This window comes from Sanguibacter sp. Z1732 (assembly GCF_051020515.1).
Classification (GTDB): domain Bacteria; phylum Actinomycetota; class Actinomycetes; order Actinomycetales; family Beutenbergiaceae; genus CALKWS01.
Window position 1 is genome coordinate 2,585,279 of record NZ_CP194857.1, and the last position, 13,630, is coordinate 2,598,908.

General features: G+C 70.3%; 11 protein-coding genes and 1 pseudogene. 6 read left to right on the plus strand and 6 right to left on the minus strand.

Annotated elements, in window-relative coordinates; genetic code table 11:
* Positions 1–32 precede the first annotated feature (32 nt).
* Positions 33–818: an alpha/beta fold hydrolase gene (locus ACRRRO_RS13700; RefSeq protein WP_424796766.1), complete on the plus strand. Its 786-nt coding sequence runs from the start codon at positions 33–35 to the stop codon at positions 816–818.
* Positions 819–856: 38 nt separating this feature from the next.
* Here ACRRRO_RS13700 and ACRRRO_RS13705 read toward each other — a convergent pair whose 3' ends face one another.
* Positions 857–1,282: a hypothetical protein gene (locus ACRRRO_RS13705; RefSeq protein WP_424796767.1), complete on the minus strand. Its 426-nt coding sequence runs from the start codon at positions 1,280–1,282 to the stop codon at positions 857–859.
* A 20-nt stretch (positions 1,283–1,302) separates the two neighbouring features.
* Here ACRRRO_RS13705 and ACRRRO_RS13710 point away from each other — a divergent pair, with 20 nt between their 5' ends.
* On the plus strand, positions 1,303–1,794 hold the full coding sequence (locus ACRRRO_RS13710; RefSeq protein ID WP_424796768.1) for an N-acetyltransferase family protein: 492 nt from the start codon (positions 1,303–1,305) through the stop codon (positions 1,792–1,794).
* Between the two features lie 42 nt (positions 1,795–1,836).
* On the opposite strand, the gene ACRRRO_RS13715 is transcribed toward ACRRRO_RS13710, so the two are convergent.
* Positions 1,837–3,582: a DivIVA domain-containing protein gene (locus ACRRRO_RS13715; protein ID WP_424796769.1), complete on the minus strand. Its 1,746-nt coding sequence runs from the start codon at positions 3,580–3,582 to the stop codon at positions 1,837–1,839.
* Positions 3,583–3,830: 248 nt separating this feature from the next.
* Between ACRRRO_RS13715 and ACRRRO_RS13720 the strand changes: the two genes are divergently transcribed.
* Genes ACRRRO_RS13720 through ACRRRO_RS13730 form a run of 3 tightly spaced genes read left to right on the plus strand, consistent with a single transcriptional unit; the run spans position 3,831 to position 7,340 of the window.
* Positions 3,831–5,378, plus strand: coding sequence for a hypothetical protein (locus ACRRRO_RS13720; protein ID WP_424796770.1), 1,548 nt, complete (start codon positions 3,831–3,833; stop codon positions 5,376–5,378).
* The gene (locus ACRRRO_RS13725; protein ID WP_424788564.1) at positions 5,375–6,382 is read left to right on the plus strand and encodes a hypothetical protein; all 1,008 of its coding nucleotides are present in this window, start codon (positions 5,375–5,377) and stop codon (positions 6,380–6,382) included. Before ACRRRO_RS13720 ends, ACRRRO_RS13725 begins: the two co-directional genes overlap by 4 nt.
* A gap of 28 nt (positions 6,383–6,410) precedes the next feature.
* Entirely contained in the window at positions 6,411–7,340 is a 930-nt protein-coding gene (locus ACRRRO_RS13730) for a tetratricopeptide repeat protein (protein WP_424788563.1), read from the plus strand.
* A gap of 56 nt (positions 7,341–7,396) precedes the next feature.
* Here the strand turns inward: ACRRRO_RS13730 and ACRRRO_RS13735 are convergent, their stop codons facing one another.
* The 3 genes from ACRRRO_RS13735 to glgB all read right to left on the minus strand — a co-directional run bounded on the left by ACRRRO_RS13735 (position 7,397) and on the right by glgB (position 11,818).
* Positions 7,397–7,936 (minus strand): HNH endonuclease signature motif containing protein, encoded by a 540-nt coding sequence (locus ACRRRO_RS13735; protein ID WP_434080415.1) that lies wholly within the window; start codon positions 7,934–7,936, stop codon positions 7,397–7,399.
* Between the two features lie 164 nt (positions 7,937–8,100).
* Complete coding sequence (locus tag ACRRRO_RS13740) at positions 8,101–9,435, minus strand: DUF222 domain-containing protein (RefSeq protein ID WP_434080416.1); 1,335 nt, start codon at positions 9,433–9,435, stop codon at positions 8,101–8,103.
* 73 nt (positions 9,436–9,508) lie between these two features.
* Positions 9,509–11,818: a 1,4-alpha-glucan branching protein GlgB gene (gene glgB / locus ACRRRO_RS13745; protein ID WP_434080417.1), complete on the minus strand. Its 2,310-nt coding sequence runs from the start codon at positions 11,816–11,818 to the stop codon at positions 9,509–9,511.
* Positions 11,819–12,390: 572 nt separating this feature from the next.
* Between glgB and ACRRRO_RS13750 the strand changes: the two genes are divergently transcribed.
* On the plus strand, positions 12,391–13,290 hold the full coding sequence (locus ACRRRO_RS13750; protein WP_434080418.1) for a hypothetical protein: 900 nt from the start codon (positions 12,391–12,393) through the stop codon (positions 13,288–13,290).
* A 60-nt stretch (positions 13,291–13,350) separates the two neighbouring features.
* Here the strand turns inward: ACRRRO_RS13750 and ACRRRO_RS13755 are convergent.
* Positions 13,351–13,605, minus strand: a pseudogene (locus tag ACRRRO_RS13755) (maltokinase N-terminal cap-like domain-containing protein); the annotation flags it as partial.
* Between the last annotated feature and the right edge of the window lie 25 nt (positions 13,606–13,630).

Sequence of the window (13,630 nt, forward strand, 5' to 3'; positions counted from 1 at the left end):
CAGTGGAGTCAGTGTCAGTCGAAGGGGACACCATGGTCGCCGTCGTCCATCATCACGGTCCGTCGCCCGGTGCCAGTCGCCCACCACTGGTTTTGTTGCACGGATTCCCGTTGGACTCGCAGATGTGGGCCGAGGTGATCGCCGAACTCCCGCGGATCCCGGTCCTGGCGGTGGACCTGCCCGGGTTCGGTGCGGCGCGGGAGGCGGCCGAGCCCGACGGCGCGACGTTGGAGTCCTTTGCCGACGCCGTCGTCGGGGCGCTACGGGATGCCGGGATCTCCCGGGCCGTGGTGGCGGGTCTGTCGATGGGTGGATACGTCCTGATGGCGTTGGCCCAGCGGCACGCCGACCTGCTCGCCGGCGTGGGGCTGCTGGACACCAAGGCCGGGGAGGACACCGTGGAGGCGCGCACCGGTCGACTGTCCGTGGCGAACCGTGCCCTCGGCCCGGACGGGGCGCAGGCGGTCGCGGGGATGATCGAGGGCCTGCTCGGGCCGACCTCGCGCGCCGAGAGGTCAGAGGTGGTGGAGCAGGTCCGGCACTGGCTGGCCCAGGCGCCCCCGGAGGGCATCGCGGGCGCGCAGCGGGCAATGGCCACGCGCCCGGACCGGCTCGCGGTGTTGCAGACCCTCCAGGTGCCCGCCCTGGTGCTGTACGGCTCGGAGGACGCCCTGGCAGGCGCCGAGGCGCATGAGGCGATGGCGCGAGCCCTGGGAACCGAACCGGTGGTGGTCCAGGGGGCCGGGCACCTGAGCGCGGTGGAGGAGCCGGCGGCCGTGGCCGAGGCGCTCGCCCAGTTGTACCAACGCAGCATTTGAATGCGTACAAGCGCTGCGGTTGAGCGGCAGCGACGAGGTCAGTCCCGTGTGCGCCAGCCCGGCAGCAGTCGCTCCAGCGCCTCGGTCAGGTCGATGGACTCACCGTCCTTACCGCCGGCGCCGAGCACCAACGGTGGCCGGGCCGGCTCAGGCCGTACCCCACGGAGTCGGTCCAGCAGGCTCAACGGCGCGGTCAGAACGTAGAAGTCCGCCTCGGTACTCACCCCCGCACTGGCGTCACTTCGCAGGTACCAGCCGGTCAGCGGGGTGCGTGCCGACGCCGAGCCGCCGTACCCACGCACGCGCAAGGGCTGCGGCGCGAGGCCGGCACGGGTGGCGGCGGTGACGAACTCCCGTAGCAGCGACTCAGCACGTTCGTGCTCGACGTCTTTGCGCGCCTGAAGGCGTTCGGCATGGATGCGGGCGGCTTCGGTGCGTCGGGTGGCCCAGTCGGAGTCGTGCACATGGCGTAGTCTGCCTCATCGTGAGACAGGGCAGACAGCGCGCGGCGATCCGATCGGCAGGACCGGGAGACGCCGAGATCCTGGCGCAGGTGCACATCAGAACGTGGCGGCAGGCGTTCGCGGACCTGCTTCCGGCCGAGGTGGTGCAGGCCCACGCCGACAACGCGGCCGAGCAGTGGGCCCGCAGACTGGCCGACCCGGGCCACGCGGCCTACTGGGTAGCCGAGCGGGCCGGGCAGATGGTGGGTTTCTCCTGGGCCGAAGCCGCCGGCCCGGGACAGGTGCGGCCGCTGGAGCTCATCGGTCTGTACGTCCTGGAGCAGCACTACGGCACCGGCGTGGCCGACGACCTGCTCGTCTGCGCAGTGGGTGAGGCGCCGTGCTTCCTCTGGGTGGCTCGTGACAATGCCCGGGCCCGGTCGTTCTACGCCCGCCACGACTTCGTCACCGACGGGCAGGTCCGGCGGGCGCAGGAGTTCGGCGGTCTCACCCTGGTGCGGATGGTGCGCTGAGGAAGCCCGAGGGAGCATCGGAGGCCTCAGGCCGCCCGGTGCTCAGCGCTGCGGCTCGTCGTCCTCGGCTACACCGATGGGTTCGATGACCACGGTCTCATCCGGGTCGGCGTCCCCTGCACGGGTCTCAACCTCGGCCACTCCCTGCTCGTCGGCCTCAACCTGCTCCTCGGCCGCTTCCTGCTCGTCGGCGACGGCATCGGCCATCGCCTCGGCCTGAGCCTCGGGGCCGGCTGGATCATCCTCGGGGCCCGGTTCGGCACCCACGGCGACCATCACCTCGGTGGGCTGGGCATCATCGGTCACGGGTTCGGCATCGGCGTCGATGGTGTCGACTGTGTCGCCGGACGCTCCGGCGTCTGCGTCTGCGTCTGCGTCTGCGCTCGTGTCCGCGTCTGCGCGCGCCTCCGCCTCGGCATCCGCGTCGACCTCGGCGTCCCCGCCGGTACTCGTGGCTGGTCCCATGTCCCCGTCCGCACCCTCATCCGGATCGGAACCGGTCCCGGCACTGGAGCCCGAGATCTGCTCCGGCGCCGAGCCCTGGTCGGCCAGTTCCGCCGCCTGGTTGAGTTGTCCCGACCCCAACAGCCCCCGCAACTCATCGAGGTAGCCGGTGATGGTCCGGCGCTGATCCTCGAGTTCATCGAGGTGGCGCTGGGCGCTGCGGCGCTCGCGGTCGGTCTCGGCACGGGTGTCGGTACGCAGCCGGTCGGCGTTCTCGCGCGCCTCGGTGGTGATCCGGTCCGCACTGGCCTGGGCATCGGCGATGATCTGGGCGGCCTGCTCCTCCGCCGATGTGCGGACCTTCTCGGCCTGCTCCAGTGCCTCGGCGACCCGGGCCTCGGCGTCCTCGGCGTGCTTCTGCGCCTGGGTGATCATGTTCTCGGTCTCGGCACGGGCCTGCTCATGGTTCGCGGCGTCTGCCTCTTCGGCGGCCTGGCGACGGGCGGCGATCTCCAGGGCCGCCTCCTCCTGCAACTCCGCGACGGACCGGCGGGTGGTCTCGGCCTCGGCGTTGGCGGCACGCAGGATCTCGCTGGCCTCGGTCTGGGCGGTGGCGCGGACGGCATCGGCCTCCCGGATCGCGTCCTCGCGCAGCGCCTCGGCCTCGGCGCGCGCCTGGGCGCGCAACTCCTCGGCCTCGGCCTCGCTGGCGGCCTTGAGTTCGCGGGCGGCGCGCTCACTGTTCACCCGCACCTGGGTGGTCTCGTTCTCCGTGGTGGCGCGCAACGTGCCCAGCTCACGGTCCAGGCTGGCCCGCTTCTCGCTGAGCTCGGCGTTGGTCTCACTGGTGATCCGGGCCGCCTCCCGCTCGGCGGAGGAGACCAGTTCCTCGGCGCGGCTTCGGGCGGAAGTGATGGTGCCCTCGGCCTGGGCCTGGGCGGACTGCCGCTCGGTGGCCGCATCCCGGCGGGCGCTGGCGAGTAGTTCGGCAGCCTCGCTCTCTGCCTGTTCGGTCAGGTGCTCGGCGTTGGCGTGCGCGCGGGCCACGATGTCCTTGGCTTGGGCGTCCGATTGGGTGAGCAGGTCCGCAGACTGCTCCTCGGCGGAGCGGAACAACTGCTCGACCCGGGAGCCCAGGCCGGAGTAGGAGGGCTTCTCGGCCTCACGCAACTGCGCCTGCGCCTCGGAGAGTTCGCCGGAGATCTGCATGTTCGCCGTGTCCAGCGCCTCCACCTGTTCGCGCACATCGTCCAACTGGCGTTGCAGCGACTGGATGTGGTGATCGACCTGGGCGCGGTCGTATCCACGCATGACGACAGGGAAGTTCGAACCGGCCTCGGCCACGTGGCCTCCTTCGCTAGGGATGAGCAAACCACAGCGTAGTCCGTCTGGATCGGGGCGCCCAAGGGGAGCCGGCGGAACCGAGCACGTGGAGCACCGGGCCCCCGGAGTGGTGTGCAGGCCGTGTGTGCGTGAAGTGTCGGGTTGTGTTGCGCGGCACAGGATGGTGCTAGATCACGGTTTGGTCACGTATTGTTGACTGGCGCCGGAGTCGGTCCGGCGTCCCGCGCAACCTGGAGGACTCCTAGCTCGTGCTTCGACGCATCATCGCGATCGCGATCATCGTGATCGGAATCGCCGCCCTGGTCGGGGCGGTGGGCTCGGCGACCTTCTGGCGTCCTGACGACCGCGTCACCGCAACCATGCCGGCGGCGCCCCAGGAGCCGGTGGTCGTGACCGCTCCCGGCGTGCTGGACATGGTGGACGACACCGTCGAGGTGCGGGTGGTCGGTGCCACGGACTCCACCCCGGTGGTGCTGGCGATGGGCCGCGAGGCGGACGTGCACGCCTGGATCGACGGGGCGCCCTATGTGGAGATCACCGGCCTGACCACGTGGGAGCAGCTGGCGGTCCGCCAGGTGGAGGCGGTCGAGCCCGAACCCGACGAGGACGAGGCCACCGAGGACGAGGAGGCCGCCGAGGACGAGGACGCCGCCGAGGAGCCGATCCTGCCGGACCCGGCCGGTTCGGACCTGTGGATCGAAGAGGTCACCGGTACCGCCGAGTTGACGTATGAGTGGACCGTGGTGCCCGGGCGCTGGGTGCTGCTCGCCGCCTCCGACGGAACCGAACCCGCTCCGCAGGTGGAACTGACGTGGGACCGCGAGGTGGAGACTCCGCTGCTGGTTCCAGGCCTGATCGTCGGCGGCGTGCTGGTACTGGCCGGGTTGATCGCCCTGATCCTGTTCCTGCTGATGGATCGGGAGACCGCACGAGCCCGCCGGGCCCGCACCGAGAGCGAGGTGGTCGACACCCAGGTCCCGGCGCGCCGCGAGGGTCGCCACCGTGAGCCGACCACCGATGACGAACTCAGTTACGCCGAACGGCTTGGCTGGCCCAGCGCCGAGGCGGGTGCTGCGGAGCGGGATGACGCCGAGGAACCGCCGACCGATACCGGCGAGCTGCCCACCAGCGTGCTCGGCGCCGACGGAGAGCCCCTGACCCGGCGGGAACTGCGCGAGCGTGAGCGTGCCCGACAGGAGGCCGAGCGTGCCAGCGCGAAGCGCGCGTGGTGGAGGTTCGGGTCCGGTCCGGCGAAGCAGAAGGCCGACGGCGAGGGCACGGTCGAGGGCCAGGATGTGGCCGACGGCGACGGTGCTGCCGGTGCGGACGGGGCCGACCGCCTGGATGCCCGGCACGGAACCGACGCCGAGGCGGACGCCGAGCACTCCGCCACGGAACTGTCGGATTGGGTCAGCAGCGGCCGAAGTGGCACGCAGGCGGGCCCGATCCGCACGTACCCGGCCGCCGCACCCGGTGCAACACCAGCCGGAACTGAATCTGCCCCCGGGAGTGGCCTGTCCCCGAGCGCGGCCACACCGGAGCAGGCCGAGTACGACGCCGCAGCGGTCGAGCCCGAAGCCGGGGACGAGCCTGGAACCAGGGAGGACTACGACGAGGAACGGCCTCCGGTGCGGTGGCAGAAGTTGTGGGGCCGGAAGGAGCGCCACGCCCCTGAGCCGGAGGCGCCCGAGGACCTACCTGAAGGCGAACCGGAGCCGTTGGACACCGAGGACCCGCACAGTTCGGGGGCGCGGTGGCGAAAGACCTGGGGTATTCAGCAGGAGGACAACCGATGATCCGTCGGAACCGTGTGGCGGCACTTGTCGGTGCGGCACTGGCGGTACTGCTTGTCGCCTGCACACCGGAGATTCCCGAGGTGTCGCCCGACCCCGAGGAGACCGAGGCCCAGCCGGTACTGGATGTGCCGCGGTTGGAGCGCGTGCTGGCCGATATCGAGGAACACATCAACGCCGCCGATGAAGAGTCCGACGGCGACATCCTCGCCGAGCGGATGGAGGACCCGGCGCTGGCGGTGCGCACAGCGGAGTACCGGTTGCGCAGCGCCACCGCCGACACCGACGACGAGACCGGCCTGCAGCCGTTGACCACCTCCAGCGCGGTCTCGATCGTGGCCGCCACCGAGGAGTGGCCCAGAGCGGTGTTCGTGATCACCGAGATCCCCGATGAGGCCAACAGCCCCCTGCTGATCGGTCTGCGCCAGGAGACTCCGCAGGAGCCGTACCGGATGTTCTCGTGGGTGCGGCTGCTGCCCGGCGTGACGACCCCGCAGACCGACGTGGCCGAGATCGGGAGTACCCCCGTTGATCCAGCAGATGACAGTTTCCTGACCAGCCCCCAACAGGCGCTGGAGAACTACGCCGACCTGCTCACCGAGGGTGAGGACAGTGAGTTCGCCGATGACTTCGCCGAGGAGCCCTTCCGCGAACTCGTCGAGCAGGAGGCGCAGACCCTGTCGGAGAACGTGGAAGCGGCCGGTGAGTTCACCCATGACACCGCGGTGCGTGAGGACGACACGGTCGCGATGCTGACCGCCGACGGCGGGGTGGTGGTGATCGGGGCGATGCGCACCCGACACACCTTCACCAAGACCGAGGACGACGGCGAGGTCGAGGTGGGCGGGCAGTTGGCGGCGCTGTCGGAGGACGACGGCGAAGTGAACGAAAGCCTGCGCGGCACCTACCATGTGATGGTGGCGCTGTACGTGCCGACGGAGCAGGAGGACGCCCAGATCACCGTGCTCGGTGTGGAGCGTGTTCTCGCGGATGTCTCCGAGGAGTGAGATTCGTGAACCAGCGAGGAAGAGTGCGATGAGTCAACCGTCCATCAACCTGCGCGGCGCCGTGGACCTGTCGAGCCTGTCCGCACCCCCGTCGCCGCCCGGTGGCGAGGCGCCGTCCTCGGGCGGCGGCGCAGTGGTCGACGTGACGCTGCAGTCCTTCCAGGAGGTCGTGCAGCGTTCGGTCGAGGTGCCGGTGATCATCGATCTGCGCTCGCCCCGCTCGCCCGCCTCGGGAGAGTTGAGCGCGACCTTGCAGACCCTGGCCGGGGAGTACGGCGGACGGTTCCTGCTGGCCCGCGCGGACGTGGACGCCTACCCACAGATCGCGCAGGCCTTCCAGGTGCAGGGCGCCCCGGCGGTCTGCGCGGTGATCAAGGGCCAGCCCTTACCGCTGTTCCAGGGACCGCAGCCACTCGAGCAGATCCGCGCGGTGATCGATGAGGTGCTCCGGGTCGCGGCCGAGAACGGGGTGACCGGCAAGGTCGAGGGCGTGGAGGAACCGGCTGAGGATGAGGACGGTGAGGAGGCCGCCGAGGAGCCGTTGCCGCCGCACATCCAGGCCGCCTACGACGCGATCGAGAATGACGACCTGGACGCCGCTGCCGAGGCATTCGAGCAAGGGTTGAAGGAGAACCCGGCCGATGCCGAAGCGAAGGCCGGCCTGGCCCAGGTGGACCTGGGCCGGCGGCTCTCCGGTCTGGATATCCAGAGCGTGCTCACTACGGTGGCCCAGGCCGCCTCGGACGACGTCGAGGCTCACCTTGCCGCCGCCGACGTCGAGGCCGCCAGTGGGCAGATCGAGCAGGCCTTCTCCCGGCTGATCTCGCTGGTGCGGGTAACGGCCGGCGACGATCGGGAGCGCGCACGCAAGCGACTTCTCGAACTCTTCCTCATCGTGCCCGAGGGCTCGCCGGAACTGCTCAAGGCCCGGCGCGAACTGGCTGTCGCGCTGTACTGAGCGTGACGGCGTCGCTACGCCACACCACACCGCGCGCTCCAGCACCCCGCCGCCCGTTAGAACGGCGGAGGTCCGGTGGTGCTCGGGAAATCCTGGACACGATGTCGGTCCAGTGGCGTGGGATCGCGACCGGTGAGTTCGTCGAGTTCGGCGTCGCTGGCGATTCCGGGACTGACCGGGGCGGCCCGGTTGAGCCATCCGGGATCCTCGGCGTGCTCGGCCCGGATGGTTATCAGCGCGCGGACCAGTTTGTCGGTGTGATGAGCAGGATCGACGACCTCGGCGGGCTTGGTGTGGTGGAAGCCCAGTGGTGAGGTCCAGTGCGTGTCTCCGGTGTGGTGATCACGGCGAACCGACCAGACTCCGGCGGTCTTGAGTTGATGGTGCCGGGCGCACAGCAGGTGCAGATTGCCCAGGTGCGTCTGGGTCCAGGCCGGCCGGGTGGGGTCGAAAGCGACGATGTGGTCAAACTGGCAGCGCCGGGCCGGCTGGCGACAGGTGGGGAACCGGCAGGTCGCGTCCCGGGTGAGGATGTACTCGCGCAGGGCCGCTGCCGGTTGATAGGTGTCACTGCTGAGGATCCCCAGCGCCGCCATGACGGCAACGGGGTCGGCTGCGTCGTCGGGCTTTGTTCCGTTCGCGTCCGTCCGGACATTCGGCGTCTCTGACCGGGTTGGTTGACGGCGTTGGAGTCGTTCGAAGATCGAGGCGATCGGATCGTGGTCAAGCAAGCAGCCCTGCGGAGTTGGGCTCACAAAGGTCACCGGTGACGGGTTCGGCGGGAGCAGCGTGCCGGTGAAGGCGTCAGTGCGGATCGCCCTGGTCGTGACCCGTCCTGCTCGGGCGGTTGTGATGTCGGTTCCCCGGACGCGAGTGCCTGCGGCGTGAGTTCTTTCGGCTTGGGCGACTGCGACGGCGGGTGCCGCGGCCTGGGCCGCTTCCGCACCATCGGCCGCGTCCTCGGCCTGGGCCGCCGTGGGGGTGGTCGCCTCGACCTCACCCGCCGGCCGGCAGCGTCCTCGGCCTGCACGGTTGTGGTGCTGGTTCCCTCGCCCTGGGCCGCGGTGGCATCGGTTCCCTTGCCCCGGCTGTTGGTGGTTGCGACTTCCGCATGCGCCGCGTTGGTGCCCGCGACCGTCGGGGACGGCACGCTCTCTGCGGCCAGGTGCCGGACCACCTCAGCCGAGAGAGGGCCGTAGCCGGCGAGGTAACCCGGCGAGTCGTCGTCGCCGTCGAGAGTGGACTGGGCGATGGTGAGGACCAGGTGCGGGCGCTTGCGGTGCTGGGTCGGCACCGGCCGTCCCTCCGGGGTCCGACCGCTGGTCATCGTCTGGTTGATCAAGTCGGTGAAGGCGTCCACGCGGCGCGCCCCGACCGGACGGTCGTCGTCCGGATCGGCCTTGACCGCGAGGCAGTCCAGCGTCGTCATGGCCGCGACGGCTTCGGTTGCCGGCAGGTAGAAGGTCAGATACGCCATGCCGTCGTCGGCCGCGGTGACGCTGACATGGCGCTGCGTGGCGGCTTCTTCATGCCGCTCCTGCGCAAGGTCGGCATCCACCGCTAGGACGGCCGCGCGCAGACGGTGGCGCAACTGTCCGGAGGTCAGGTCCGGAGCCTCCGGCAACAGGGTGCGGTGGATCGCGCGTGCCTGGGCATCGGGCAACGTCCTGGTGGCGTCGATGAACACCTCGGCCTTCGGTAGGTCAATCTCTCCGCCGAGGAGGGCGAAGTGCACTTCCGCATAGTCATCCAGGGCTGCTGCCCGGTTCAGCATCCGGTCGGCTGCGGCGGTGGTGATCCGTAGCCGGGCGGCGAGTTCCTCGGCTGTCCCAGTGCCGGGATGGGCGTCCTGGAGACGCTGCAGGATCTCCGCCTCGATGCCATCCAGGTTCGAGCGCAGTCGACGGCAGCACGCCACCATCTCGGTCAGCACGCCGGCATCGGTGGTCCCACTGCTCAGGTACGACTTCAGGCGCTTGAAGATCCGCCGGTGCGGATGCGTGCCCGCCAGCGCCCGGGCCGCCCTTCTCCGCTCGCTCCAGGGGTCATCGCCCGGAGTGCGTACCCCCGGGTGCTGAGCAGCGGTGCTGGGCATGGAACCACGGTATCGCCGACCACTGACATTCTCCGCACGCGCGTTCGAGGAATGGGGCGGTGAGCTGCCTGGGTCAGTCCCTCGCGGGCGCCAGGAACACCGCCCCCAGCGGAGGTACCCGCAGGGCGACCGAGTACCGCTGACCTCGCCAGGGCACCTCCTCGGCCCGTACCTGCCCGAGGTTGCCAACTCCGGACCCGCCGTACTCGGTGGCGTCGGAGTTGAAGACCTCGTCCCAGGCCCCGCCGTGCGGCAGGCCCACGCGGTAGTTCTCGTGCGGGGTACCCGCGAAGTTCACCACGACCGCGACCACGTCGGAGCCGATGCCCGCCATGTGGGAGTCGGCCCTCGCCCTGTCCGGGGCGTTGCCAGCCCCGTCGGGATCATGCCCTGCTCGATCGGGGTCGGTCCCCACCCGGTCGGAGGTGTTCCCCGCTCCATCGGAGGCGTCCCGCACCCTGCCGGGCTCCGCCGCACTGCTCTTGCGCAGATACGCCAGCACGTTGTGGTCGCCGTCGTTGGCCTCCAGCCACTCGAAGCCGGCGTGGCTGAAGTCCTCGGCCCACAACGCGCGATGCTCACGGTAGACCTCGTTCAGTCGCTTCATCGCCAAACGCACCCCGGAGTGCTCCGGCGAGTCACCCTGGGCCCAGTCCAGCGACGCCGATTCCGACCACTCGGCCTCCTGGGCGAACTCCGAGCCCATGAACAGCAACTTCTTGCCCGGGTGCGACCACTGGTAGGCCAGCAACGCCCGCACCCCGGCCAGTTGCTGCCATCGGTCACCGGGCATCTTGCGCAGCAGCGACCCCTTCCCATGCACCACCTCGTCATGACTGAGCGGCAGCACGAACTGCTCCGAGAAGGCGTAGACGAGGGAGAACGTCAACTCCCCGTGGTGGTAGCGCCGGTTGACGGGCTCCTCGGCCAGATAGCGCAGCGTGTCGTTCATCCAGCCCATGTTCCACTTCAGCCCGAAGCCGAGCCCGCCCGCCTCGGTGGGGGAGGTCACCCCGGGCCAGGCGGTGGACTCCTCGGCGATCATCATGATCCCCGGGGAGGTGCGGTACGCCGTCGCGTTGGCCTCCTGCAGGAACTGGATCGCCTCCAGGTTCTCCCGTCCGCCGCGCACGTTCGGGCGCCACTGGCCCGGCTTGCGCGAGTAGTCCAGGTACAGCATCGAGGCGACCGCGTCCACCCGCAGCCCGTCGATGTGGAACTCGCGCAGCCAGTACAGGACGTTGGCGACCAGGAAGTTGCGGACCTCGTTGCGCCCGAAGTTGAACACGTAGGTGCCCCAGTCCATCTGCTCCCCGCGCATCGGGTCGGGGTCCTCGTACAGCGCCGTGCCGTCGAAGCGGGCCAGGGCGAAGTCATCCTTGGGGAAGTGCGCCGGGACCCAGTCTACGATCACCCCGATGCCGGCCCGGTGCAGCGCGTCGACCAGGTAGCGGAACTCATCCGGGCTGCCGAACCGGGAGGATGGAGCGTAGTAGGAGGTGACCTGATAGCCCCACGATCCCCCGAAGGGATGTTCGGCCACCGGCATCAACTCCACGTGCGTGAAGCCCATCCAGGCGACGTACTCCACCAGTTCCTCGGCCAGTTCCCGGTAGCCCAGCCCGGGCCGCCAGGAACCCAGGTGCACCTCGTAGGCGCTGAACGGACCGGTGTGGGGGTCCTGCTGCGCGCGTTCGGACATCCAGTCCCCGTCGCCCCAGACGTAGTGGGAATCGGTCACCACCGACCCGGTGGCCGGGGGGTGCTCGGTGGCCCGGGCCATCGGGTCGGCCTTGGACTTCCAGGTGCCGTCGGACCCGCGGATCTCGAACTTGTAGGTGTTGTTGACCCCGACGCCGGGGATGAACAACTCCCAGACCCCGGTGCCGCCCAGGACGCGCATCGCGTGGGCGGTCCCGTCCCAGTTGTTGAAGTCGCCCACCACGCGCACGGTCTGTGCGTTCGGCGCCCAGACCGCGAACGAGGTTCCACGGACCGTCCCGAGCTCGGAGGGGAAGGTGCGCACGTGTGCACCCAGCACCTGCCAGAGCCGCTCGTGGCGTCCCTCACCGATGAGGTGCAGGTCCACCTCCCCGAGGGTGGGCCAGAACCGGTAGGGATCATCGACGACGGAGGCCCTCCGGTCGTAGGTGACCTCCACCCGGTAGTCGGGAACGTGGGCACCGGGCATGGTGGCCACCCAGATGCCGTCCTGTTCGTGGCTGGCCTCGAGGTACTGGGTGTCGGTGACGATCCGGACCTGCTCGGCGAACCGGCGCAGGCTGCGGAAGGTGACCACCTCATCGGCGACGTGGGCGCCGAGCACGTCGTGGGGGGAGTGGTGCTCACCACGGGCGACGGCGGCCAGGGTGGCGGCGTCCACGCGGATCGGCGTGACTGCGGGGTCGGTTGGTCGGACTCGGCCGGAGCCGGGGCGGCGGGGGCGAGGGCTGCCGGATCGGCCGCCGGCGGCTCAGGTTCTGTGGATGGGGACGAGGCGGGCGGGGTGTGCGGATCCGGGGTTGTCACGGTGTGCTCCTCGAAGAGAGACCGGATGGCGGACACGGGGATGTGCACCCAGTCGGGACGGTTGCGGGCTTCGTAGGTGGCCTCGTAGCAGGCCTTGTCGATCTCGAGCAGACGCAGCAGCGCCGGATGGTTCATCGCTTCGGCGCCGGCGGTGCGGGCATAGCCGTCCAGGAACGCCGCCCGGGTGCCGCGCGCCCAGTCCGACCGGAGGGTCGACGGCGATGGGATGCCCGACGGCGGGAGTCCGGCCGTGGGCGGGGCCTCGCCGGGCGGCGGGGCGCCAGCGGCTACCGAGCCGGCGGCGTAGTCGAACGAGCGGAGCATCCCGGCTACGTCACGCAGTGCGAAGGACGGAGCGGTGCGTTCGGCGATCGGGCGCAACGGTTCGCCCTCGAAGTCCAGCACCACCCAGCCACGGTCGGGAGTGTGCAGCAGCTGGCCCAGGTGATAGTCGCCGTGCACGCGCTGCACCGGTGGCCAGTCGGGTTCGGCGAGGGCGTCGGCGATCATCTGCTCGAGCGCGCCGGCGTACCCGGCGATGTCGGGGACTTCGGCCGCGGCGGTGGCGAAGCGGGAGCGCACGTCGACGATCAGATGGGCGCGGGCTTGTTCGGCCTGATCAGCAAGTTCGATCTGATCAGCATCCGCCCCATCGCCGTCCTGGGCGTATTCCGCCGGCCCAGCGGACCCGAACACCGAGCGCAGCTGCTGGTGCAGGTGGGCGGTTACCTCGCCCAGGGCGAAGGCCTCGGCGGTGAAGTCACGAGTGCTAGTGCCGGTGCCGGTGCTAGTAGTGCCGGTGCCGGCGGCGGACTGCAGCGCCAGCGTCCAACCATCGCTCCCGCCGGGAAGGAATTCACTTGCGAAGGCCAGGTGCCCACCGGATTCCGGGAGCCAGGAGGCCCAGAGCGCCCCGACCGGAGCCGGGACCAGCCTGCTGCCGCCGGCCGCCAGCGCCGACTGCACCTGGACCTCGGGGTTGGCGCCGGGCCGCAGCACGCGGAACACTTTGATGATCACCTGCTCGGGGTGCTCGGGGTGCTCGGGGTGCTCGGGGTGCTCGGGGTCAGCGTGCTCGGCAGCACCGGCCGCATGCACCGGAGCGCGCACCGGATCCCCGGCAGCGCGCGCCTGATCCCCGCCGGGACCGGTCCCGTCCTCGGCGTTCACCACGATCGAGGTATTGGACTGCTCCCCGCGCAGCACGCGGGAGGAGCGCACCGTGACGCGTGCGGCGTCGGGCGCCGGCTCGGACCGCACCGGAGGCGGATCGGAGCGCTGCGAGTCCGGCGGTGCCGGCTCGGTGCGGATCTGCAGATCCGGTAACGCGCCGGCACCGGTGAGGGAGTCGAGTAGCACCTGCACGTACACCGGGTCATAACAGGCGTCGTAGATCCAGCGCTTCCCCAGTTCGGAGTGCTCGACGGTGGCCACCAGCGCCCGCCGACCGGCCACCCGCTCCGGCAGTGGTTCCCCGCGGTAGGTGAGCGGCACGTGGTACAGCACCGGTTCGTCCCCGGCGGAGTCCAGGATCAAATGGGTGTCGATCCCCACCTCGCCCTCGGGGTCCTGCCACCGCAGTCCGCCCACACGGGAGAGCACCGGTGTGTGTCCCTTGCCGGCGTACCAGCGCTGGCGCATCAACCACTCGGGCAGGAAGTCCCCG

What these genes read in the sequence shown, in the direction of transcription:
- ACRRRO_RS13725 (WP_424788564.1), top strand. Translation starts at nt 5,375, where the DNA reads ATGATCCGTCGGAACCGTGTGGCGGCACTTGTCGGTGCGGCACTGGCG.
- ACRRRO_RS13740 (WP_434080416.1), bottom strand. Translation starts at nt 9,435, where the DNA reads ATGCCCAGCACCGCTGCTCAGCACCCGGGGGTACGCACTCCGGGCGAT.
- ACRRRO_RS13735 (WP_434080415.1), bottom strand. Translation starts at nt 7,936, where the DNA reads ATGGCGGCGCTGGGGATCCTCAGCAGTGACACCTATCAACCGGCAGCG.
- ACRRRO_RS13730 (WP_424788563.1), top strand. Translation starts at nt 6,411, where the DNA reads ATGAGTCAACCGTCCATCAACCTGCGCGGCGCCGTGGACCTGTCGAGC.
- ACRRRO_RS13700 (WP_424796766.1), top strand. Translation starts at nt 33, where the DNA reads ATGGTCGCCGTCGTCCATCATCACGGTCCGTCGCCCGGTGCCAGTCGC.